We start from the raw sequence: 21,040 nt of genomic DNA, 5'->3' as shown, positions 1-21,040 counted from the left end.
TAGCAAAGTTTTGACGCCGAAACTCCACCACCGTGCAGGGACCAACTGCCATCCGTGCATTTTTGCAGAGGATTAACCGTGGACACTGTGCGCTCCTCGCCTATCTTCGCGTCATGAAAACACTTCGCCCTGCGCGCTTCCTCGATCGAAGCACGCCACCCCACATCACGACACTCGTTCTTATGGCCGGACTTTCGGCGATGGCCCTGAATGTGTTTCTGCCGGCCCTGCCTGACATGGCCACGCATTTTGGCACCGACTACAAAGTGATGCAGCTCTCTGTGGGCATCTTTCTGGCGGTAAATGCGGTGTTGCAGATCATCATCGGCCCGCTGTCGGACCGCTATGGCCGCCGTCCGGTGATCATGGTTGGCACGGGAACCTTTATGATCGCCACGGTCTTTGCGATCTACGCGCCCTCGATCGAGAGTTTCCTGCTTATGCGCGCCGCCCAGGCGGGGATCGTGACCGGCATGGTGTTGTCACGCGCTATTGTGCGCGACATCGCGCCTGCTGAAAGTGCAGGCTCCATGATCGCCTATGTGACCATGGGAATGGCCGTTGTTCCCATGCTCGCGCCGACTGTGGGCGGGTATCTGTCGCAGGCTTTCGGCTGGCAGGCCAACTTCTGGCTTCTGCTGATGGCGAGCGGGGCGCTTATGGTGCTGTTTTACTTTGATTTGGGCGAAACCGCGCCGGACAGTGGCGGGCGCACCCTCTCCGAAACCTTCCGCGCCTTTCCCGAAATCCTCACCTCCAAACGTTTCCTTGGATACGCGTTTTCCACGGCCTTCGCCTCCGGCGCTTTCTTTGCCTATCTGGGCGGTGCGCCGTTTGTGGGCAGCACGCTTTTCGGCCTGACCGAAGACAAACTCGGCCTCTATATGGGCGCACCTGCGCTGGGGTACTTCTTTGGTAACTTCCTCGCAGGGCGGTATTCGCACAAGGTGGGCATGAACAACATGGTCCTGATCGGCGCGGTGATCGTGACGGCAGGCCTACTGGCCTCCCTGGCCCTTGACGCCAGCGGCCATGCGACGGCTGAAACCTTCTTTGGTTTCATGGTGCTGCTTGGCTTTGGCAACGGCATGCAACTGCCCAATGCGATCGCGGGGTCACTCTCGGTCGTGCGGCCCGAACTGGTCGGCTCGGCGTCGGGCTTGGGGGGTACATTGATGATCGGGGGCGGTGCAATCCTCTCCGCGCTGGCCGGTTCGGTCCTGTCCGAAGACACCGGCGCCACACCTCTCCTGCTCATCATGTGCGCGGCAGCTTTCGCCTCAATCCTCGCGATCCTTTGGGTCATCCAACGTGAAAAGCGCCTCGCACTTTCCTAATCCCTTGAAAAACAGGGTTTGCAGTGGCAAAACTTGCTTTGCAAACCTAGATCGAGGGAACAGTCCTGCATGGCTCAGCAAAAGCTCTACGCCGGCGCTAAACTACGCGAAACACGTACGCGTCTCGGTCTGACCCAACGCTCCTTCGCCGAAAAACTCGGCGTGTCCCTGCCCTATCTCAACCAGATGGAAAACAACAACCGGCCGGTGTCGACGGGTGTTGTCCTCGCGCTGGCCCAAGAGTTCGGGTTTGATGTGACCGAACTGTCGACAGGGGACGCAGAGCGCCTCGTGACCGACATGCGCGAAGCTCTGGCGGACCCGATTTTCGCAGACGGCGCGCCGCCATTGGCCGACTTGCGGCTCGCCGCCTCAAATGCCCCTGCCTTGGCCCGCTCGTTCCTCGAACTGCATCGCGCATATCGTGAGACCAGCGAACGACTGGCCTCTATGGACGAGGCGCTGGATCGCGAGGACGCCACCACGCGCCTGTCGCCATGGGAAGAAGTGCGGGACTTCTTTCATTATTGCGACAATTACATCGACGCGGTGGACCGCGCGGCGGAAAACTTTGCCTGTCCCTCGGGCACGCGCGGCGATGTCGTTGAACTCGCGATAGCGGCGCTGAAAAAACACGGTGTCGACGTCGTATACTCGAACGAAACGCTGCGAAGCTTTGATAGCGAAACCAACATGCTGACACTGTCGGCGCGGGCCACCAAGGCGACGAAAAGCTTTCAGCTCCTCCACCAGCTTGCGCTCATTACCCAAGGCAAGCTTTTGGACGCCACGCTCGATCTGGCGCGTTTCCACAGCGATGATTCTCAGAAGATCGCCAAGATCGGCCTCGCGAATTACTTCGCAGGTGCGGCTCTCATGCCCTACAACGCCTTCCTTGCCGCTGCGCGCGAAACCCGTCACGATCTCGAAATGCTTGCCGAACGTTTTGGTGCCTCTATCGAACAGGTGGCCCATCGCCTCTCCACATTGCAGCGACCCGGGGCAAAGGGGATTCCCTTCTTCTTTGTGCGTGTGGATCAGGCGGGAACTATCACCAAACGCCACTCCGCAACCCGCCTGCAATTCGCGCGTTACGGCGGCGCATGCCCGCTGTGGAACGTCCACCAAGCCTTCGAGCGGCCCGGCCATTTCCTACGCCAGCTCGCCGAAACCCCCGATGGCGTGCGATACCTCTCGATTGCGCGCAATGTCTCCAAACCCGGCGGCGGATTCCATGCGCCTGTGCGCCGTTATGCCATTGGATTGGGGTGCGAAATCACCCATGCGGCCGAACTCGTTTACAGCGACGATTTGGACGTGACCAAACCAAAGGCCTTCGAGCCGATTGGCATTTCATGTCGGATTTGCGAACGGCGCGATTGCCATCAGCGCTCCGTGCCACCGCTTGAGCGACGCCTGACAATCGATCTGGATCGGCGCGGCGCCCTACCCTACCAAATCGACTGAGCGCCCCTTGGGGCGTCAGGGCACCCGATGGGGCCATTCGATTCTGGTAGGAAAGTGGCGCGGTTGACGGGGCTCGAACCCGCGACCCCCGGCGTGACAGGCCGGTACTCTAACCATCTGAGCTACAACCGCGCGATGCCTTAAAAGGCGTACGTCCAAGCGGCGGTGGCGCGGTTGACGGGGCTCGAACCCGCGACCCCCGGCGTGACAGGCCGGTACTCTAACCATCTGAGCTACAACCGCCCGCCGCTTTGACGTGAGGGGCGTTCTATGGCCGCTGCGCTGACACGTCAAGCGGTCATTGCGCTAAAAACGGATCCGGCGTGGATTTTTTGGGACCGCGGTGCAGGAGGGGGAATGGTGGGTCGTGAGAGGCTCGAACTCCCGACATCTTCGGTGTAAACGAAGCGCTCTACCAACTGAGCTAACGACCCGCCGTGGCGCGGCAAATAGCCCATCCCTGCGACCTGTGCAAGAGGGTGAAGTTGCCTCTTGTAATAACTCGGCCAAAACGTAACTGTCTTTCAACATTTTCTCTAGGACATCGCACGATGGAACTGACTGGCACACGCATTATTGGCGCGCCGCGCGAAACCGTATGGAACGCGCTAAACGACGCCGAAACCCTCAAAGCATCGATTCCCGGATGCGATGAGCTTACCGGATCGCCCGAAGAGGGGTTCGAAGCCGTGGTAAAACAGAAGGTTGGCCCCGTTCGGGCAACGTTTAAAGGCAAAGTGGCCCTTTCAGACATCAACGCACCCGAAAGCTACCATATCGCCGGTGAAGGCACCGGTGGCGTTGCAGGCTTTGCCAAGGGCGGTGCGGATGTTCGTCTGACCGAGGTCGAGGGCGGAACCGAACTTACCTATGTTGTGGACGCAAAAGTCGGAGGCAAACTCGCCCAGCTCGGCGGTCGCGTGATCGACAGTTTTGCGAAAAAAATGGCCGACCAGTTCTTTGTGAATTTCCAGGAGCACGTCGAGGCATCCAGCAACTCAGAATCGGGCGAATCCTAACCGTTGATCCCGCGCCATCCGGCGGCGCGGGCTTCGGCTTCGGAACAGAACCAACGTTCGCCATGTCGCGTGCTGATGCGCGTTTTGTCGTAGCTGCGGCTGCCCGGCAGGTGATAGATTCGCCCTGACTGCGAAATATTGCCCTTGATGACGCATTCAGACGGGTTTGAGGTCGATGGTGCGGCGCCCTTCGCGAGGTCGCGTGCCTGTGCGCGCACGACATCAGGGCGCTGTGCATCCCCCTGCCAAACGCCCAACGCCTCAGCGCGCGCGTTGTTTTCGTCCTTCGCGTAGATGGTGCTGTAGCGCGTATAGGCGAACGCGGCCCCTTCGCGCACCAATGCACGTCCCACATCAATACCGCCGGAGGTACAGACCGCAACCGTGCGGCCATAGCGGTCGATATCGCGCGCCTCACAGATCGTCTCGGAGGTTGTCAGGCTTTTCAGAACGGCTTTGGACCACGTACCACAGTCCCATGTCCTGCCCGCCGCGTCTGAACAGCTCTGGCTCAACTCGGGCGCATCAATGGCGAACAGACGAATTCGCGTGCCGTCTAGATCCAAGGTATCCCCGTCGATCACATGTGCAGACCCGCTCACGTCAACCGGCGTGGCGTTAGGCGCATCATCGGGCACACATGCCGATACCGCCAGAACCGCCAAAGCGGCCAATATCTGATGTCTACCCGTCCACACGGCTCCGACATGGCAGTGTGCGGGATTTAAAACAAGGGCGCACAGCTACTTTACGTTAACGCCCGCCCTCTCGATCCATCCGCGCCAACACACGCCGCCGACGTCAAAATTCGATAGAGTTTTCCCTTTATCGCCATGGTGATTTGCGCAGTTCAACCTCAGACGGATCGTCGTCCGGAGCGATAAGGATAGATAAAGTCAGTGTTTTACAGACTCTGGCACATCCGCTTTGCGCCGCGCTTCACGCCAAGTGATAAAGGTCACCGCCCCCATGATCATCACCCCGCCAAGGATCACGACGAGGTCGGGGACTTCCCCGAATATCGTCCACCCGAGCAAGACCGACCAAACCAGTTGAACAAATGTCACCGGCTGGATCACCGTTTGGGGCGCACAGGCAAATGCGCGTGTCATCGAATAGTGGCCCAATGTCGCGCAGACCGCTGTGATGAACAGCAACACCAACTGATGCAGGCTTGGCGTCACCCAATTGGCCAAGGCAAAGGGCGCGAGGACGAAGGGCACAGATATCGATAAGAGAAAGACCACCATGGTCGCCGGCATTTCGCGCGAAAGCCTGTTGCCGATCAGATAGGATCCCGCAAACAGCATCGCCGTAAAGATCATCGCGACATGCCCCGCGTCGAGGTCGCGCATTCCGGGCCGCAGGATGAGCAGCCCGCCCAGAAATGCCACGAAGAGGGCGGCAATACGCGGCGCACGTAGCTTTTCTCCAAAGATCAGCACCGCACCGATCGTCACGTAGAGCGGGTTCATAAAATTCATCGCCGTGACTTCGGCCATCGGAATGCGTGTCATCGCGAAGAACCATGCGGTCATCGCAAAACCATGGAACACCGCGCGCGCCAGCGAGAGCTTCCACAAACGCGGCGTCATTTTCAGGTGCCGCGCCTGCCCCAACATCGGGACCAAAAGGATCAGCCCCAAAAGGAACCGCAAAAACGCGCTTTCAAAAATCGGCAGCCCGTCACCGACGAATTTGACGGTCACGTTTACGCTAATGAAAAGGAGAGTGGTTGCGAGCATCCACAGGATGCCTGCGACGGGGCGTGCGTGTTGCGCCTCGCTCATATGCCCATGACCAGCTTCAGGGCGATAGACCACATCACGAGCGCGATCAACGCGTCCAGAATGCGCCATGACACCTCACGGGCGAACACCGGCGCGAGCAGCCGTGCGCCATAGGCCAAGCCAAAGAAGAAAACGAACGACCCTGCGATCCCGCCGATGGCAAATGCGCCCCGATCCGAACCGAACTCCGACGAAATCGCCCCCATGAGGACCACGGTATCGAGGTAGACATGTGGGTTCAGCCATGTAAGCGCCAGACAGGTCGTCAGCGCCGCAGTCAGGCTCTGTGCTTTGCCCTCCGCGGGTTCCAGGTGCCCACCGCCCCGATAGGCCGAGCGCGCTGCCCGAAGGCCGTAGACCAACAGAAATGCCGCCCCGCCCCACCGCATGATCGGCATCGCCAGTGGGAACGCTTCGCTGACACGGGCGGAGGCGAATACACCCACCCCGATCAGTATCGCATCCGACACCGCACAGGTCAGCGCGACCGCGAAGACATGCGCACGGCGCAGGCCCTGACGCAGGACAAATGCGTTCTGCGCGCCGATGGCGACAATGAGGGAAAGACCCGTGAGAAAACCGGCGAGAAGTGCGGGCAAAATTTTGCTCCTAATGAAAAACCCCGCCACAATGGACGGGGCATTCGGGTGTTTGCTTTAACGGGTCAAAGTTGCGCAGCAACATCGTCGGGGACGTCGAAGTTCGCCGTCACCGATTGCACATCATCGTCGTCCTCGATCATCTCGACCAAGCGCATCAGTTTCTGCGCGGACTCCAGATCGACTTCGGTGCGGTTCTGTGGTTTCCAGATCAGCTTGGTATCGCTCGCCTCGCCCAAAACGGCTTCGAGCGCATCGGATACCGCCGCCAGATCGCCATCTGCTGTGTAGATCCAGTGACCTTCGTCATCGCTCTCCACATCTTCCGCGCCCGCCTCGATTGCGGCCATCATCACCGTGTCGGCGTCGCCGGCTTCGGCGCCGTAGGTGATTTCACCCACGCGGTCGAACATGAACGCAACAGAACCGGAGGTGCCCAGATTGCCGCCCGCCTTGGTGAAATAGCTGCGCACATTGGACGCGGTGCGGTTCACGTTATCGGTCATCGTCTCAACGATGAACGCGATGCCGTTGGGCCCGTAACCCTCGTAGCGGATTTCGGTATAGTTCTCTTCATCGCCGCCCGTCGCCTTTTTGATCGCGCGATCAATGACGTCCTTCGGGCAGGAGGCTGATTTGGCCTGCTTTACAGCGAGGCGAAGACGGGGGTTTTTGTCCGGATCGGGATCGCCCATCTTTGCCGCGACGGTGATCTCCTTGGCGAGTTTGGAGAAGAGTTTCGAGCGCACAGCATCCTGACGCCCTTTACGGTGTTGGATATTCGCCCATTTTGAGTGGCCTGCCATGAGGTCCTCCGGTCATAGATTTCTCGGCTTTTTGCCTCTATAGGCGATAGCACATTGGGCCTGCAAGACCGCCCTTACATCGGCCACAGATAGGGGATGAGAAGCGACGCCAGCAATCCCACGGTTATGTTCATCGGAATGCCGACCTTCATGTAGTCGGTGAACTTGTAGCCACCGGGCCCATAGACCATCGTGTTGGTCTGATAGCCGATCGGCGTGGCAAAGGAACACGACGCCGCAATCATCACCGCGACCACCAATCCACGTGGATCGAGACCCATCTGTTGACCCAACCCGATGGCGATTGGCGTCACCACAACCGCAACCGCGTTGTTCGACACCATTTCGGTGAGAAGCGAAGTCAGAAGGTAGATCGACCAGACCACAAAGAACACCGGCAACCCATCTAGCAAAGGCGTAATCTGATCGACGATCAACTGCACGGCGCCTGAAGATTCTAGCGCGGCACCAATCGTAAGCATCGAGAAAATCAGGGCCAGCAATCGACCATCGACAAAGGAAAACGCTTCATCGGCGTCAATGCAGCGGGTGACCAGAACGATAGCAACCGCGACCACGGAGAGCATCAGAATAGGCGCAACACCCATAGCGGCAAGAATCACGATGGAAAGCATGGCAATGATGGCAATTGGCGCGTGGCTGCGGTGGTAGGCGCGTTCGGTCGGTTTGGACACATCCCCCATGTCCATATCGTTTGCGAGGCGTTGAATATCGGCCTGCGACCCTTCGAGAAGCAACGTATCGCCCACCCGCACAACGAGATCGCGGATCTTGTTGCCAACGTTCTGGTTACGCCGGTGCACAGCGAGCACATAGACACCATAGCGGCGGCGCAGACGCATGGAGCCGAGCGAGCGCCCGACCATTTTGCACCCCGGCGTGATCAACACCTCCATCGTGGTGGTTTCCACCGCCGACACCTGATCCACGCGCTTGAGGGATTTGTCGCGCTGCAAACTCAGAAGCTCCGAAATCTGCGAGCGCAGGACGACACGGTCACCGACCTGCAGCTGAAGCCCCTGAAGCTCATCGCGGTAAGACGTGTCCCCGCGGATCACGTCGATCAGGCGCACACCTTCGCGTTTGAAAAGCTGCACACCGGTCGCTTCGCGGCCAATCAGGTTGCTGTCGGGCGGTATCACGGCCTCGGTAAAGAACTTCATTTTGGAGCGGTTCGACGACAGCATCGCCGCGAGACTATCGCGTTCAGGCAGCAGATGCCGCCCGATGAAATAGAGATAGAACAGCCCCCATGCGGCAATAGCGATCCCGAGAATGGACACTTCGAAAATACCGAAAGGTGCCAATCCGTTCGCCCGCGCGACGCCATCCACCAACAGGTTCGTCGAGGTGCCGACCAGCGTAATAACGCCCCCCATGATCGCCGCATAGGACAAGGGAATCAGTAGCTTAGATGGGGTGATGCCGAGTTTATGGGACAGCTGGATAAACACCGGAATCATCACCACCACGACGGGCGTATTGGCTACAAAGGCGGAGAGCACAATCACCACCAGCAACAAGAGCGCGATCGCGAGCGACGGGTGGGTTTCAGCGTAACTCCCGGCCTTGCGCGTGAACCATTCCAGAGCCCCCGTGCGCACCAAAGCCCCCATCACGATGAACATCGCGGCGATGGTCCATGGCGCCGGGTTTGAGAGAACCGCGAGACCTTTTTCGTAAGGCAGAATACCCGTCACGATCATCATTGCTGCACCAGCAATGCCGACGACCTCGGTGGGGAAGATTTCCCGAATGAACAGGACGAACATGACACCGACCACGATCAGCGCGACGATTGCCTGTGCCGTCGGATCAAGAGAAAGGAATTGCATCGCGCCTCGCGTTTGCCGCCTCTAAGGGGTCAATATCCCGTATGGACGGGCCCACCACAAGCATGAATAGACAATGAAAAATCGACCTCAGCCATGGGTTGCGTCCTGCAATATTGGTCAGGGTGTGCTCTGGGCCAGACGGCCCCCTTCGCGAATAGCCACGACACGGGTCGCTTTACCGGTGCGGTCGTCGGTTTCCACATAGAGACCAGACAAAGTGGCCTCGCCTTTTGCGGGCGAAAAACGTCCCTTTGCCATGCCGGTGACGAAACGGCGCAGCGGCTCTGCCTTGTCCATGCCAATCACCGAATTGTAGTCGCCACACATGCCTGCGTCCGTGAGATAGGCGGTGCCCGCAGGCAGAATTTGCGCATCTCCTGTACAGACATGGGTGTGTGTCCCCACCACGATGCTGGCCTTTCCATCGCAGAAATGGCCCATCGCCATCTTTTCACTTGTCGCTTCGCAATGAACATCCACGAGGATCGCCTGAACGGACCCGCCAAGTTTGTGGTTGGTAAAGACCTGATCCAGCGCCGAAAACGGATCATCAAAAGGGCGCTTCATGAACACTTGTCCCAGCACCTGCGCGACAAGAATACGGCGGCCGCGGCGGTCCTCGAAAATACGCACGCCACGACCCGGTGCGACCTTGGCGAAATTGATCGGTCGGATGATGCGTGTCTCGGTTTCGCAGAACTGCATCATATCCTTTTGGTCAAAGGCATGGTCGCCAAGCGTCAGACAATCGACGCCCGCCTCCAAAAGCAGCTTTGCATGCTCGCCTGACAACCCCATCCCGTTGGTCGCATTTTCACCATTCACCACGACAAAATCGAGACCCCATTGCTCGCGCAACGCAGGTAGCCGTTGCGTTACCGCATCGCGGCCGGAACTTCCGACAATGTCACCCAAAAATAGTGTTTTCATCAAATTCGCCTTACGCTCACCGCTCTGAATTGGCCGCCCTGACGCGGATGACCGACCTTAAAAGAATAGCACTTCACTCTGGGTTACAATCGCATCGAGGGATGCATCGGTGGGCTCGATCGGCAACCCGCCCAACTCCTGTTCCGCATAGGCCAACCCCACCGCAAACACGTCCCGCTCCGCGCGCAACTGGGCGAGCGTGCGATCGTAATACCCGCCCCCGTATCCCAGCCGGTGACCCAACCGGTCAAAGGCGAGAACCGGAACAATGATCACGTCGGGGACCAACGGCTCGGACACGGCAGGAACCGGAATGCCATAGGCACCTTCGCTGAATTTGCTGTTTGGCCGCCACCGATCAAACCGGAGCGGTTGGTTTTCCTCAACCACCACCGGCACCGCAACCGGCCCCGTCAGCGACATGCGCGTCATGGCCGGGATCGGGTCGATCTCCGATCCAATCGGCATGTAACCGGCAATCACACGGCCCTCATAGGGCTTGAGGAACCCCATGAGCAAACGTGATGCGCTATGGGCGGCCACGACACCATCCGAATGGGCCCGCGCCCGCAGACGCCGCGCCTTTTTGCGCGCAATGGCTTTGAGGTCGATTTCTATACTCACAGAAGCACAGTCGCTGCGAGCCCGAGGAAGGCGAAGAAGCCGACCACATCGGTCACCGTCGTCACAAAGGCGCCGGACGCGAGCGCGGGGTCCACCCCCATCCGTTCCAACACTACGGGAATGCCGATCCCGGCGAGCCCCGCAATGACGAGGTTGATCACCATCGCGGCGGCAATCACCCCGCCCAAGGCAGGCGAGCCGAACCAGAGTATCCCGACGACCCCCATCACCACCGCAAAAACGATGCCATTTACGAGCCCGACGAGCACTTCGCGTCGGATAACGCGAAACACGTTCGCGCCGGTAAGGTCGCGCGTTGCAATTGCGCGTACGGCGACGGTCAGGGACTGAGTGCCTGCGTTGCCGCCCATCGACGCCACGATCGGCATCAACACGGCGAGGGCGACGAACTGAGAAATGGTTGCTTCGAACTGGGCAATGACGAGGGAGGCGAGGATCGCCGTGACCAAGTTCACCGCCAGCCATGGAATGCGCTGGCGAACGGTATCGACCACGCGGTCGGCCAGCGAGCCTTCGCCAACACCGGCGAGGCGCATGATGTCTTCTTCGTGCTCTTCATCGAGCACGTTCATCGCATCATCGATGGTGATCACACCGATCAACCGCCCATCGGCGTCGACAACCGGCGCGGAAATCATGTGGTACTGGTTGAACGCATAGGCGACGTCGGTTTCGCTTTCCAGAACCTCGAAAGTGCGGAATTCTTCCTCCACCAGATCGGTCAACCGGGTGCCGCGCGGCGCACCGAGGATCCTGCCCAAGGTGACATGGCCGATCGGGTGCATCTTGGGGTTCACCAGAACCATGTGGTAAAAGTCGTCGGGCAAATCCTGACTTTCACGCATGTAATCAATGGCCTGCCCCACGGTCCAATGTTCCGGCCCCATGACAACTTCACGCTGCATGAGACGGCCGGCGGAGAATTCGGGATAGGACAGAGACTGTTCGACGGCGATCCGGTCGGCATCCTCAAGCGTGCCAAGAATGGCCTGCTGGGCCTCTTGTTCGAGGTCTTCGACGAGGTCCACAACGTCATCGGATTCAAGCTCACGCACAGCTTCGGCGAGGACGTGCGGGTTGAGGACAGCAATGACTTCTTCGCGGATACTGTCGTCAAGTTCGGTCAGGATTTCACCGTCGAAATCCTCGCCGTACAGCAGGATCAGACGTCGACGGTCATAAGAATTGATCTGTTCGAGAAGGTCAGCGATGTCTGCGGCATGGAGCGGCTCCATCTCCGCCATCAAGGCATCGCGGTCTTCGCGATCCACCGCAAAGAGGATCGCGGACAAACGTCTCGGACTTAGCGTATAGCCCTCGTCCTCATCGTCCTTTAGCTCTTCGAGATCAGTGATTTCTTCGACCATGTGTCTTTTTTCCACTTTTGAGCGGACCTTAAAACGTCTTCGCTACGAGAAACAGAGGCAAGATTGATTTACCATTACCTTTCCGGCAACTAGTCTCTCTCCAAATTGTCGCCAGCGGAGCCCAAGCGCCATGGATACCCTGATCGCCGGACAGATCGTCACCTTCAACGGCGATCCTTTCCAGATTCCCGCCGAGGAAGCCGTGCACGTGCATCGTGACGGGGCCATTCTCGTGCGTGACGGGGTGATTGCTGCGGTCTCGGAACGTGAACACCTGCGGCGTCGACATCCCGACGCAATTTTTCACGACCATGGTCCCTCGTTGATTGTGCCGGGATTTGTCGACGCCCACGCGCATTACCCCCAGACAGGCATCATCGCGTCATGGGGCAAACGCCTGATCGACTGGCTCAACACTTACACATTTCCCGAAGAGGCAAAGTTTGGCGATCCGGAATATGCCGCGACAATCGCGGCGCGCTATCTCGATCTATTGCTGGCCAATGGCACCACAACGGTATCGAGTTTCTGCACGATTCACCCTACCTCTGTGGACGCGCTGTTCGAGGCTGCCGCGGCCCGCGGTATGCGCATCGTTGCAGGAAAAACCTGCATGGATCGCGACACGGCCCCCGACAACCTGCGGGACACGGCGCAGGGGGCCTATGACGACAGCAAGTCACTCATCGCGCGCTGGCACGGAACGGGCCGTGCGACCTATGCGATCACACCGCGCTTTTCCCCTACATCAACGCCCGAACAACTCGACGCGCTTGGCAAACTCTGGGCCGAAAACCCGACCTGCCTGATGCAAACGCATCTGAGCGAGCAGACCGACGAAATCGCATGGGTCAAAGGGCTTTACCCTACGGCGCGGGACTATCTGGATACCTACGAGGCACATGGGCTGGTGCGCGAAGGGGCGCTGTTCGGCCATGCGATCCATCTCGAACAACGCGAGATCGATCACCTTCAGGCGATGGATTGCTCGCTGATCCACTGCCCCACGTCGAATACCTTCATCGGCTCGGGGCTGTTCGACATGGGCGCGCGAAAGGCGGAATCCCTGCGGGTCGGGTTGGCCACGGACACAGGCGGAGGGTCATCGTTTTCGATGGTACGCACCATGGCCGCGGCCTACGAAATCGGGCAGCTATCGGGAACCGTGCTTCATCCTGCGCAGCTTCTATGGCTGGCGACCAAAGGATCGGCGCACGCGCTGCACCTCGACCATCAAATCGGCGATATTGCAGTCGGGATGGAGGCGGATTTATGCGTACTCGACCTCGCTTCGACCGAGGCGATTTCGCAGCGCGCAATTCGCGCGGAGACAATTTGGGAAGAGGTCTTTCCAACCCTGATGATGGGCGATGACCGCGCGATCGCGGCGACATATGTGATGGGGGCCCGTGTCGCGCAATAGGCGAGATCAGCAGGGTTTTGCAAACACCGCCACGATGAGATTATTGGGGCCGATCCCGACACCGACATCGCGAAACCGCGGATGCATGATATTGGTGCGATGACCGGATGACTTCATCCACTCCGCAACCGCAATATCCACGGTTTTCCAGCTGTAGGACAGGTTTTCGGCCACAAGACAGCCTTTGTACCCCGCCTTACGCACCCGTGCGAGCGGTTTGGAACCGGATGGCGAGACATGCGCAAAATATCCGCGCCGGATCATATCATCGGCGTGCTTTTGCGCGGCTTTCGACAGCTTTGCGTTCAGATTGAGGGGCGATAGGCCTTTTGACTTCCGATAGGCATTGATGAGATCCGAGACGTCTTTTCCGGCTTGGGATTTATTGGAGACGGCAATCTGAACCGTTGCTTCGGGCAGAGCGCGCACGCCCGCCTGAGAAGGGACAGCGATCAATCCCGCCGTCATCACCAGAGCTGTCACCACAAATCGCATAAAACCCATTTCCGTCACCTTTCATTGCCGCACCCACATGCGATACGCGCAAAAACGGGCGATATCGCGGCGCAAAACGGGCAAAGAGTGCACGAATGGCCGCCATCATCATCCATGTCATTAAAGCTTTAAGGGAGTGTGTCCATTGACCAAGTGCCGCAGTTTCAACCGCCGCCACGGCACCCATTACCGCCCCGCCTACTCCATCAACCCCGACACCAACCGCGACTGGTGAGCCAGAATGGCCGGCAGATCGGCGGTGCACAGCCATCCACCCGACACGACATGACGGCCTTCCACGAACAGGTCCCGCACCTGCATCGGACCTGCGAGCAATAGCGCCGCTGGATCCCAGCTCCCCGCGCTTTCGATGTCAGAAACATCCCACAGCGCGATGTCCGCCCGCTTTCCAACCGCGATCTGGCCCAAATCATCACGACCCAGAACTTCGGCACCACCGCGCGTCGCGATTTCGAGCATTTCGCGGGCACTCATTTTGTCCGCCCCGCCGCTCACCCGCTGCAGCAACATTCCCATGCGCGCCTCTGCCATGAGATTACCCGCATCATTGGACGCCGAGCCATCGACACCGAGGCCAACCCGCACACCGCAATCGCGCATGTTGCGCACCGGCGCGATGCCCGACCCGAGGCGACAATTCGAACAGGGGCAATGTGCCACGCCGGTGCCGCTGCGCGCGAAAAGATCGATTTCGCGCCCGTCGAGTTTGACGCAATGGGCGTGCCAGACATCGGATCCGGTCCACCCGAGGTCTTCTGCATATTGCCCCGGCCTGCAGCCGAATTTTTCGAGGCTATAGGCGATATCCTCATCGTTCTCGGCCAAATGCGTATGCATCATCACGTCTTTGTCGCGCGCCAGAATGGCTGCATCCCGCATCAACTCGCGACTGACGGAAAACGGCGAACAGGGCGCGACGCCGACGCGGATCATCGCCCCCGGTTCGGGATCATGAAACGCATCAATGACGCGGATGCAGTCATTGAGAATATCCGCCTCGCGCTCGACAAGACTATCGGGCGGCAAACCACCTGCCGACTCACCAATGCTCATCGACCCACGCGTCGCGTGCAGGCGAACGCCGATCAACCGGGCCGCATCAATCGTGTCATCCAACCGCGAACCGTTGGGATAGAGATAGAGGTGATCGGAGGTCATCGAACAGCCTGATAGCGCCAACTCCGCCAAACCAACGAGCGCGGATACCCGCATGTGCTCTGGCGTGAAACGGGCCCAGATCGGGTAGAGCGTCTTTAACCAGCCGAACAATAGCGCGTCCTGTGCGCCCGGCACCGCGCGGGTCAGCGTTTGGTACAAATGGTGGTGCGTATTCACCAAACCCGGCGTGACGATACGATTGCGACCATCCACGATTTGCGCGTCATCGTCGTAGAGCCCCTGCCCGACACCGACGATCACCCCGTCGCGCACCAATACGTCGCCACCGACAATTTCACGTCGCGTATCGTCCATCGTCAGGACGGCGCGGGCATTGCGGATCAGAAAGCAGGAATGCATTGGCCGCTCCTCGAACGTTAATACGTGGAGAGTATCGCCAGCGCCTCATTATGCAATGTCGCGTTCGCCGCCGCGATCACGCGGCCGCCCTCCATGGCCGGACCACCACGCCAGTCGGTGACGATGCCACCGGCCGCTTCGATCACGCCAATCGGTCCGAGGACATCATAGGATTGCAGACCGGCCTCGACCACCAGATCAACATGGCCCGCCGCCAAAAGGGCGTAGGCGTAGCAATCCATGCCGTAGCGGGTCAATTTGCACCGCGCCGAAAGGTCCGCGAAAGCGCGTGCCTCGGCCTCGCCGCCCATTTCGGGGAAGGTTGTGAAAATGATCGCCTCGTCCAGCGTGCGACATGTCGAAGACTTCAATGCCTTGGAGCCATGCGGACCCGTCATCTCGGCAATTCCGAACCCGCCAAAGAAACGCTCGCCGATATAGGGCTGATCGATAATGCCCATCAACACACGCGAGGCGTCGCGCAGGCCGATCAAGACGCCCCATGTCGGGGTCCCTGAAATATACGCGCGCGTGCCATCAATCGGGTCGAGCACCCATGTCAGGCCGGATGTGCCATCTTTCGCGCCGAACTCCTCGCCGACAATGGCATCCTCGGGGCGCAGCCGTTCAATCACCGCCCGCATCGCCGTTTCCGCGGCGCGATCGGCCACCGTTACAGGGTCGAACCCTTCGGCGAGTTTCGAAGTCGTCCCGAGCGCGTTGCCGCGAAAACTGCGCAAAGTCTCGTCCCGCGCGGCCTGCGCCGCAGCATGGGCTGTCTCGATCAGGCTCCGGGTCAATTCATCGGGGCGGATGTTCGCAGTCATCTTCTCTCCTCGCGTCTCCATTCGCCCTAGCCGCCCGATGGGCAAGGGTCAAGGAAACCTGCGTGTCGACAAAAAGAAACCCCGACCCGCTAGGGGTCAGGGCATAGAATGCGTGCGAAAACGTTGGGGTCAGGCGACGTCGGAAAGGACGCGGGCCAATTCGAACAAGCGGCGGCGCTGGTTCTCGGGAATTGCGTAGTAGGAGCGCACCAATTCCAGCGCCTCCTTATCGGCGAGAATATCCACAGGAGCGCGGGCTTCGACGTCGGAAGCAACCGCATCCATTTCACTGTCGGCCATTTCGCTCATACCTTCGAAGAAGTAGGCAACAGGAACAGCAAGAGATTCCGCGATATCCCAGAGGCGAGATGCAGAGACACGGTTCATACCCGTTTCATATTTCTGGATTTGCTGGAACTTGATTCCAACTCTCTCAGCAAGCTGCTGCTGGGTCATTCCGACCATCCACCGGCGATGCCGGATCCGCTTCCCAACATGGACGTCTACGGGATGTTTCATTCTGACCGCTCCTTCAACTCTTCGATACGCTTTACCTATGCGTGCATAGCACATTTCTAAGGCTTTTAGACTTCACTCAACCTGTCTTTTTGGACAAGCTCAAAAAATTCATGCGTAATATATTGATCTATATAAAAAATTTTGATTCACTTCGCAGAACGCCAATCCGATTCAACTCAATCAAATGGCAAAACCAACTAAACCCAAGCGTGTTTTTTGGGCAAACTTCGCAATTTGCAAAATATGTCCCCACAACCTCTAGGGCTATAACACGTCAAAATGCGTGAGTCGCGCAACAAAACTTCCTGTAAGAATTGTATTATGTCGGAACAATCTCAAGCCTTCACCCTTTTCCAAGCGGGTCAAATGCCGGTCTGGAAGCCCCTCGAAGTGGCCCAACCCGGGCCGGGAGAGATCTCGGTGCGCATCCGTGCCTGCGCCTTGAACTTCGCAGACTTGCTGATGATCAAGGGGACATATCAGGATACGCCTGCGCCACCCTTTGTCCTCGGTCTCGAGCTTGCCGGTGACATCACGGCCTGTGGGGAGGGCGTCGGTTTTGCGACGGGTGACCGCGTTGCCATTTACGCAGGCCAAGGCGGCTTGGCCACGCATGGCACGTTTCAGGCCGCCCGCGCCATAAAACTACCCGACGGGGTCGACTACGAAACCGGCGCGGCGCTCCAAATTGCCTATGGCACATCGCATATGGCGCTCGACTACAAAGCGCAGCTGAAGCCGGGGGAGCGCCTCGTCGTAACGGGGGCTGCGGGCGGCGTGGGCCTGACGGCGGTCGAGATCGGTAAAATCATGGGGGCGGAAGTAATCGCCATTGCGCGTGGCGCAGACAAGCTCGCCGTGGCAAAGGCAGCGGGCGCAGATCACCTGATCGATGCCGACGCCCCCGACATCCGCGACCAGATCAAAGCGCTCGGCGGGGCGGATGTGGTCTATGACGCCGTGGGCGGGCCCCTTTATGAACCCTGCTTTCGTGCCACCAATCCGGACGGTCGCTACCTGCTGATCGGGTTTGCAGGCGGCGTGCCCGAGATGAAGCCCAACCACATGTTGGTCAAAAACATCACCGCGATCGGGTTCTACTGGGGTGCCTATTACCAGTTCAACCCCGCGCCGCTACGCGCATCGCTCGAGACGCTGATGACATGGGCCGACGAGGGGCGCATCACGCCGCACCTGTCCCACCGCTTGCCCGCAGATCAGGTCGAAAAGGGCCTCGATCTACTGCGCACCCGTGAGGCCACCGGAAAGGTCGTCATCACATTCTAAGCTGCGCGCGCGAGCGTCACCTCTATTGCGCTGCAATCGGCACGCGCCCGGCACGCATGGAATAGGACGCGCGGATCAGATCACCGAGGGCGACTGCGGGCTCCCCTTTGAAAAGGTCGCTGGCGTATAGATTGACCTTTTTGGACGCGAGTTCGGGCAAGGCCCCGCCATGGGCAATGGACTCAGTCTGGGGCGGGCTGGATCCTTCGAGGATCGCATGTACCGCAAGGTCTGCGGAAACCGAGGCCTCGATGGTGCGGGTCTGATCGCTTTCGATTGCCATTTCCCACGGGATACCGGCACGATCGAGCGCGACCTGAACACCTTTGCGGAAAATGCATTTGTGCTCAAAGGCCAGACGGATCGGTCGCTGTCGCCATGCCGTGCCGCCAATCGCCCCGATCCAGACCAGCGGCAATTCGATAATCGTTTCACCATTGGGCCCGACACCGTCTTCGGTCGTCAAAATGATATCCGCCTCACCCCGCTCAAACATCTCGCGCAGCTTGATCGTATAGGAAGAGACGAGGTTCACCCGCATCCGGGGATATCGCGCGTGGAATTGTTGCAGCACCAGCGGGATCGAGGGGTACACAATGTCATGGGGCACGCCGAGCACAATCTCGCCTTCATACTCTTTTGAGGTCAACCGACCGTACACTTCGTCGTTGAGATCCAGCATTCGCCGCGCATAGGACAATAGCTGCTCGCCCGCGCCCGTGAGGATCAGGCTGCGCGAACTCCGGTCAAATAGCTGCGTATCCAGCGATTGCTCCAGCCGCTTGATCTGCATCGAGACCGCGGATTGGGTGAGATTGAGATATCCCGCAGCGCGCGTCACACCACCACAATCGGCAACAGCAACGAATGAGCGGAGGGCGGTGAGGTCGAGATTGCGGATCATATCAATTCCCGTGATGCGTCAGTCAATAAACATTCATTTTATTTATCTTAAGTGATGGGCGATAAACATCAAGAGAAATGATTCTCTTCTGGTCTGAAATCACTATACGGAAAGGATGCCCGATGCAGGCTCTGTCCCTCTCTACCGCCGCCGGCGCCCGCCGCGCCCCTTCAATCGTCTCTCGGGTCGTCACAGCGCTCAAACTGGCACGTACGCGTCAGTCGCTGTCGAAACTCGACGACCACATGCTCGCCGATATCGGCCTGACACGTGAAGAAGCACGTCGCGAATCCGAACGCCCGCTCTGGGATGCTCCGCGCTCCTGGACCTGCTGACCAAATTTTCAGTTTTGATCAAAGCCCCCGCATCGCTTTAGGCCATGCGGGGGCTTTCTTATGCGTGATACATTCGCTTCCTTCCCAGTTGTCCTTGAATTCTGGTGTGGAAATGCCAATATCCGTTAGGAAACCGGCGCGGATTGCGGCCGGTGATATGTTTACGCACTGACGCACAGGAGAAACCAGTCAATGGCCGACTACAGAACGATGAACGCAGGCGCTGCAACGCGCACAGCGGATATCGATGCGGGCCTTCGCGCCCATATGAACAAAGTCTACGGCACAATGTCCGTGGGCCTTCTCATTACTGCTCTTGCCGCGTGGGCCTTGGCGAACCTTTCCGTGTCCGCCGTCCCGTCCGAATTCCAGATCGGCGCGAACGAATACCTCACCGGTCTCGGACAAACGCTCTACAACACGCCGCTTAAATGGGTGCTGATGTTTGCACCGCTTGCCATGGTGTTCGGCTTTGGTGCCGTGATCAATCGCCTGTCAGCCGCGGCAGCACAGACCTATTTCTATGCCTACGCGGCCGTGATGGGCCTGTCGCTTAGCTCGATCTTTCTTGTCTTTACCGGCATGTCGATCGCCCAGACCTTCCTGATCACCGCGATCGCCTTCGCGGGCCTGTCGCTCTGGGGTTACACAACCAAGAAAGACATTTCCGGTTGGGGCGCCTTCCTGATCATGGGCCTGATCGGTGTGATCATCGCCTCGATCGTGAACATTTTCCTCGGCTCCGCGCTTATGGAATTTGTGATCTCGGTTGTTGGCGTGCTGATCTTCGCAGGCCTCACAGCCTATGACACGCAGCGCATCAAGACTGACTACATCGCCCACGCCCATGCAATGGACACAGAATGGCTTGCCAAGTCGGCAATCATGGGGGCCCTGAACCTCTACCTCGACTTCGTGAACCTGTTCATGTTCCTGCTGCAATTCCTCGGCAATCGCGAATAATCGCGCGATACTTGGATTGATTTGAGGGCCGGTCTGAATGACCGGCCCTTTTTCATGCAGGCCCTTCCATCTGCACCGCTGGAAAGCTCAGACCAGGTTGCAGGCTAAGGGCCACCTCACCCTGACGGGAGAACCCCTGCGCCTCGTAAAAGCCCGCCGCAGAGATCGTGGAGAGGCACAAAAGGCGTGACACCCCTGCCCTGCGCGCCGACGCGCGGGCATGTCCCAAAAGCAGCCGCCCGATCCCGCGCCCTTTGAACCCGCGCCCCACGACCACATGGCGCATGTGCGCACAGTCGCGCGGCGGCACCCCCCCGAGCGGCCCCGACCAACTCCACCCCCCGGCGCCGAGCAACCGCCCCGCGCCGCTATCGGCCACGAAGTATGTGCCAGACCGTACCAAGGCGTCCTTGGGCTGCGAAATCACCGGCAGAGCGGCACTTAGAACGTTTGGGTGGTAATCCCCGCTTAAGCCCTCTCCATAGCCCTCGCGTAGCAACGCAGCGAGCGCATCGGTGTCGTCAGGAACCGCCGAGCGAATGATAAAGGGCGGCAAGGATTTGCCGCATACGGGCGACAGTGGCGGGGGGGCGTAGGGTTCGTGAACAGGATCCAGCATCGGTCTTCCTCTCTGGCATGTCAGTCAGGGAAGAGGCAGGTCGCAGGATCATAAAAAAGAAAAACCGCGCGACCTGTCTCGGGTCGCGCGGCTTTTGCATTTCAGTGTCGAGAGATGGCTTACTTAATCTTGCCTTCTTTGTACTCGACATGCTTGCGCGCGACCGGATCGTACTTACGTACGGTCATCTTTTCGGTCATGGTACGCGCGTTCTTTTTGGTCACGTAAAAGTGGCCCGTGTCCGCGGTCGAGTTCAGACGGATTTTGATCGTCGTCGGCTTCGCCATTTTGGTTACTCCAATTTAAGTCGTGC

The 21,040-nt window shown here is 59.0% G+C and carries 22 protein-coding genes and 3 tRNA genes; 7 read left to right on the top strand and 18 right to left on the bottom strand.

The genetic code is table 11. The features are described from left to right. Nucleotides 1-113: 113 nt before the first annotated feature. Both ABD815_RS00465 and ABD815_RS00460 read left to right on the top strand, forming a co-directional pair. On the top strand, nucleotides 114-1,337 hold the full coding sequence (locus tag ABD815_RS00465; RefSeq protein WP_344841956.1) for a multidrug effflux MFS transporter: 1,224 nt from the start codon (nucleotides 114-116) through the stop codon (nucleotides 1,335-1,337). A 69-nt stretch (nucleotides 1,338-1,406) separates the two neighbouring features. Continuing rightward, nucleotides 1,407-2,804 carry a helix-turn-helix domain-containing protein gene (locus ABD815_RS00460; protein WP_344841953.1) on the top strand — a complete coding sequence of 466 codons (1,398 nt, stop codon included), beginning with the start codon at nucleotides 1,407-1,409 and terminating at the stop codon, nucleotides 2,802-2,804. A 55-nt stretch (nucleotides 2,805-2,859) separates the two neighbouring features. On the opposite strand, the gene ABD815_RS00455 is transcribed toward ABD815_RS00460, so the two are convergent. From ABD815_RS00455 to ABD815_RS00445, 3 genes are all read right to left on the bottom strand, one after another. Further along, nucleotides 2,860-2,936, bottom strand: a tRNA-Asp gene (locus ABD815_RS00455). A 34-nt stretch (nucleotides 2,937-2,970) separates the two neighbouring features. Continuing rightward, a tRNA-Asp gene (locus ABD815_RS00450) sits at nucleotides 2,971-3,047 on the bottom strand. A gap of 115 nt (nucleotides 3,048-3,162) precedes the next feature. After that, a tRNA-Val gene (locus ABD815_RS00445) sits at nucleotides 3,163-3,238 on the bottom strand. Between the two features lie 117 nt (nucleotides 3,239-3,355). On the opposite strand from ABD815_RS00445, the gene ABD815_RS00440 reads away from it, so the two are divergent. Continuing rightward, nucleotides 3,356-3,823 carry an SRPBCC family protein gene (locus ABD815_RS00440; RefSeq protein WP_344841951.1) on the top strand — a complete coding sequence of 156 codons (468 nt, stop codon included), beginning with the start codon at nucleotides 3,356-3,358 and terminating at the stop codon, nucleotides 3,821-3,823. Here ABD815_RS00440 and ABD815_RS00435 read toward each other — a convergent pair. The 8 genes from ABD815_RS00435 to mgtE all read right to left on the bottom strand — a co-directional run bounded on the left by ABD815_RS00435 (nucleotide 3,820) and on the right by mgtE (nucleotide 11,816). After that, nucleotides 3,820-4,521: a thermonuclease family protein gene (locus ABD815_RS00435; protein ID WP_344841947.1), complete on the bottom strand. Its 702-nt coding sequence runs from the start codon at nucleotides 4,519-4,521 to the stop codon at nucleotides 3,820-3,822. The genes ABD815_RS00440 and ABD815_RS00435 overlap by 4 nt on opposite strands. Before the next feature lie 198 nt (nucleotides 4,522-4,719). After that, nucleotides 4,720-5,682, bottom strand: coding sequence for a DMT family transporter (locus ABD815_RS00430; RefSeq protein WP_344841945.1), 963 nt, complete (start codon nucleotides 5,680-5,682; stop codon nucleotides 4,720-4,722). Next, nucleotides 5,610-6,212, bottom strand: a complete 603-nt coding sequence (locus ABD815_RS00425; protein ID WP_344841943.1) for a LysE/ArgO family amino acid transporter — start codon at nucleotides 6,210-6,212, stop codon at nucleotides 5,610-5,612. The genes ABD815_RS00430 and ABD815_RS00425 overlap by 73 nt, the downstream gene beginning before the upstream one ends. Nucleotides 6,213-6,277: 65 nt before the next feature. After that, the gene (locus tag ABD815_RS00420) at nucleotides 6,278-7,018 is read right to left on the bottom strand and encodes a YebC/PmpR family DNA-binding transcriptional regulator (RefSeq protein WP_344841941.1); all 741 of its coding nucleotides are present in this window, start codon (nucleotides 7,016-7,018) and stop codon (nucleotides 6,278-6,280) included. A gap of 74 nt (nucleotides 7,019-7,092) precedes the next feature. After that, the gene (locus tag ABD815_RS00415; protein ID WP_344841938.1) at nucleotides 7,093-8,874 is read right to left on the bottom strand and encodes an SLC13 family permease; all 1,782 of its coding nucleotides are present in this window, start codon (nucleotides 8,872-8,874) and stop codon (nucleotides 7,093-7,095) included. 117 nt (nucleotides 8,875-8,991) lie between these two features. Then, a complete protein-coding gene (locus ABD815_RS00410) occupies nucleotides 8,992-9,804 on the bottom strand; it encodes a TIGR00282 family metallophosphoesterase (protein ID WP_344841936.1) in 813 nt (270 codons plus the stop codon). Nucleotides 9,805-9,861: 57 nt separating this feature from the next. Further along, nucleotides 9,862-10,428, bottom strand: coding sequence for a 5-formyltetrahydrofolate cyclo-ligase (locus tag ABD815_RS00405; protein WP_344841933.1), 567 nt, complete (start codon nucleotides 10,426-10,428; stop codon nucleotides 9,862-9,864). Then, complete coding sequence (mgtE, locus tag ABD815_RS00400) at nucleotides 10,425-11,816, bottom strand: magnesium transporter (protein WP_344841931.1); 1,392 nt, start codon at nucleotides 11,814-11,816, stop codon at nucleotides 10,425-10,427. The genes ABD815_RS00405 and mgtE overlap by 4 nt, the downstream gene beginning before the upstream one ends. Before the next feature lie 130 nt (nucleotides 11,817-11,946). Here mgtE and guaD point away from each other — a divergent pair, with 130 nt between their 5' ends. Continuing rightward, entirely contained in the window at nucleotides 11,947-13,239 is a 1,293-nt protein-coding gene (gene guaD, locus ABD815_RS00395) for a guanine deaminase (protein WP_344841928.1), read from the top strand. Between the two features lie 6 nt (nucleotides 13,240-13,245). Here guaD and ABD815_RS00390 read toward each other — a convergent pair whose 3' ends face one another. The 4 genes from ABD815_RS00390 to ABD815_RS00375 form a co-directional block, all read right to left on the bottom strand. Next, on the bottom strand, nucleotides 13,246-13,743 hold the full coding sequence (locus tag ABD815_RS00390) for a CAP domain-containing protein (protein ID WP_344841925.1): 498 nt from the start codon (nucleotides 13,741-13,743) through the stop codon (nucleotides 13,246-13,248). Nucleotides 13,744-13,932: 189 nt separating this feature from the next. Continuing rightward, complete coding sequence (locus tag ABD815_RS00385) at nucleotides 13,933-15,273, bottom strand: 8-oxoguanine deaminase (protein ID WP_344841923.1); 1,341 nt, start codon at nucleotides 15,271-15,273, stop codon at nucleotides 13,933-13,935. Between the two features lie 17 nt (nucleotides 15,274-15,290). Further along, nucleotides 15,291-16,100, bottom strand: coding sequence for an inositol monophosphatase family protein (locus ABD815_RS00380; protein ID WP_344841920.1), 810 nt, complete (start codon nucleotides 16,098-16,100; stop codon nucleotides 15,291-15,293). A gap of 129 nt (nucleotides 16,101-16,229) precedes the next feature. Then, complete coding sequence (locus ABD815_RS00375; RefSeq protein WP_344841916.1) at nucleotides 16,230-16,619, bottom strand: helix-turn-helix domain-containing protein; 390 nt, start codon at nucleotides 16,617-16,619, stop codon at nucleotides 16,230-16,232. 321 nt (nucleotides 16,620-16,940) lie between these two features. Between ABD815_RS00375 and ABD815_RS00370 the strand changes: the two genes are divergently transcribed. Then, nucleotides 16,941-17,906, top strand: coding sequence for an NADPH:quinone oxidoreductase family protein (locus ABD815_RS00370; RefSeq protein ID WP_425549828.1), 966 nt, complete (start codon nucleotides 16,941-16,943; stop codon nucleotides 17,904-17,906). 22 nt (nucleotides 17,907-17,928) lie between these two features. On the opposite strand, the gene ABD815_RS00365 is transcribed toward ABD815_RS00370, so the two are convergent. Next, entirely contained in the window at nucleotides 17,929-18,810 is an 882-nt protein-coding gene (locus ABD815_RS00365; RefSeq protein WP_344841913.1) for a LysR family transcriptional regulator, read from the bottom strand. A gap of 122 nt (nucleotides 18,811-18,932) precedes the next feature. Between ABD815_RS00365 and ABD815_RS00360 the strand changes: the two genes are divergently transcribed. After that, a complete protein-coding gene (locus tag ABD815_RS00360; protein ID WP_344841910.1) occupies nucleotides 18,933-19,145 on the top strand; it encodes a DUF1127 domain-containing protein in 213 nt (70 codons plus the stop codon). Nucleotides 19,146-19,337: 192 nt separating this feature from the next. Beyond that, the gene (locus ABD815_RS00355) at nucleotides 19,338-20,108 is read left to right on the top strand and encodes a Bax inhibitor-1/YccA family protein (protein ID WP_344841907.1); all 771 of its coding nucleotides are present in this window, start codon (nucleotides 19,338-19,340) and stop codon (nucleotides 20,106-20,108) included. 52 nt (nucleotides 20,109-20,160) lie between these two features. On the opposite strand, the gene ABD815_RS00350 is transcribed toward ABD815_RS00355, so the two are convergent. Then, nucleotides 20,161-20,727, bottom strand: coding sequence for a GNAT family N-acetyltransferase (locus ABD815_RS00350; RefSeq protein WP_344841904.1), 567 nt, complete (start codon nucleotides 20,725-20,727; stop codon nucleotides 20,161-20,163). Between the two features lie 119 nt (nucleotides 20,728-20,846). Next, entirely contained in the window at nucleotides 20,847-21,014 is a 168-nt protein-coding gene (gene rpmG, locus ABD815_RS00345) for a 50S ribosomal protein L33 (RefSeq protein WP_008330537.1), read from the bottom strand. Nucleotides 21,015-21,040 lie beyond the last annotated feature (26 nt).

It is taken from the genome of Celeribacter arenosi (assembly GCF_039539485.1).
Classification (GTDB): Bacteria; Pseudomonadota; Alphaproteobacteria; order Rhodobacterales; family Rhodobacteraceae; genus Celeribacter; species Celeribacter arenosi.
The sequence above is the reverse complement of the archived record's forward strand: the minus strand, read 5'-3'. Positions and strand labels throughout refer to the sequence as shown.

Excerpts from the sequence above, each read along its gene's own strand:
- ABD815_RS00410 (WP_344841936.1), bottom strand. The coding sequence starts at position 9,804 with ATGAAAACACTATTTTTGGGTGACATTGTCGGAAGTTCCGGCCGCGAT.
- ABD815_RS00460 (WP_344841953.1), top strand. The coding sequence starts at position 1,407 with ATGGCTCAGCAAAAGCTCTACGCCGGCGCTAAACTACGCGAAACACGT.
- ABD815_RS00380 (WP_344841920.1), bottom strand. The coding sequence starts at position 16,100 with ATGACTGCGAACATCCGCCCCGATGAATTGACCCGGAGCCTGATCGAG.
- ABD815_RS00350 (WP_344841904.1), bottom strand. The coding sequence starts at position 20,727 with ATGCTGGATCCTGTTCACGAACCCTACGCCCCCCCGCCACTGTCGCCC.
- ABD815_RS00415 (WP_344841938.1), bottom strand. The coding sequence starts at position 8,874 with ATGCAATTCCTTTCTCTTGATCCGACGGCACAGGCAATCGTCGCGCTG.
- ABD815_RS00385 (WP_344841923.1), bottom strand. The coding sequence starts at position 15,273 with ATGCATTCCTGCTTTCTGATCCGCAATGCCCGCGCCGTCCTGACGATG.
- ABD815_RS00360 (WP_344841910.1), top strand. The coding sequence starts at position 18,933 with ATGCAGGCTCTGTCCCTCTCTACCGCCGCCGGCGCCCGCCGCGCCCCT.
- ABD815_RS00370 (WP_425549828.1), top strand. The coding sequence starts at position 16,941 with ATGTCGGAACAATCTCAAGCCTTCACCCTTTTCCAAGCGGGTCAAATG.
- ABD815_RS00440 (WP_344841951.1), top strand. The coding sequence starts at position 3,356 with ATGGAACTGACTGGCACACGCATTATTGGCGCGCCGCGCGAAACCGTA.
- guaD (WP_344841928.1), top strand. The coding sequence starts at position 11,947 with ATGGATACCCTGATCGCCGGACAGATCGTCACCTTCAACGGCGATCCT.
- ABD815_RS00375 (WP_344841916.1), bottom strand. The coding sequence starts at position 16,619 with ATGAAACATCCCGTAGACGTCCATGTTGGGAAGCGGATCCGGCATCGC.
- rpmG (WP_008330537.1), bottom strand. The coding sequence starts at position 21,014 with ATGGCGAAGCCGACGACGATCAAAATCCGTCTGAACTCGACCGCGGAC.
- ABD815_RS00465 (WP_344841956.1), top strand. The coding sequence starts at position 114 with ATGAAAACACTTCGCCCTGCGCGCTTCCTCGATCGAAGCACGCCACCC.
- ABD815_RS00430 (WP_344841945.1), bottom strand. The coding sequence starts at position 5,682 with ATGGCGCATTCTGGACGCGTTGATCGCGCTCGTGATGTGGTCTATCGC.
- ABD815_RS00355 (WP_344841907.1), top strand. The coding sequence starts at position 19,338 with ATGGCCGACTACAGAACGATGAACGCAGGCGCTGCAACGCGCACAGCG.
- ABD815_RS00420 (WP_344841941.1), bottom strand. The coding sequence starts at position 7,018 with ATGGCAGGCCACTCAAAATGGGCGAATATCCAACACCGTAAAGGGCGT.
- mgtE (WP_344841931.1), bottom strand. The coding sequence starts at position 11,816 with ATGGTCGAAGAAATCACTGATCTCGAAGAGCTAAAGGACGATGAGGAC.
- ABD815_RS00365 (WP_344841913.1), bottom strand. The coding sequence starts at position 18,810 with ATGATCCGCAATCTCGACCTCACCGCCCTCCGCTCATTCGTTGCTGTT.
- ABD815_RS00390 (WP_344841925.1), bottom strand. The coding sequence starts at position 13,743 with ATGGGTTTTATGCGATTTGTGGTGACAGCTCTGGTGATGACGGCGGGA.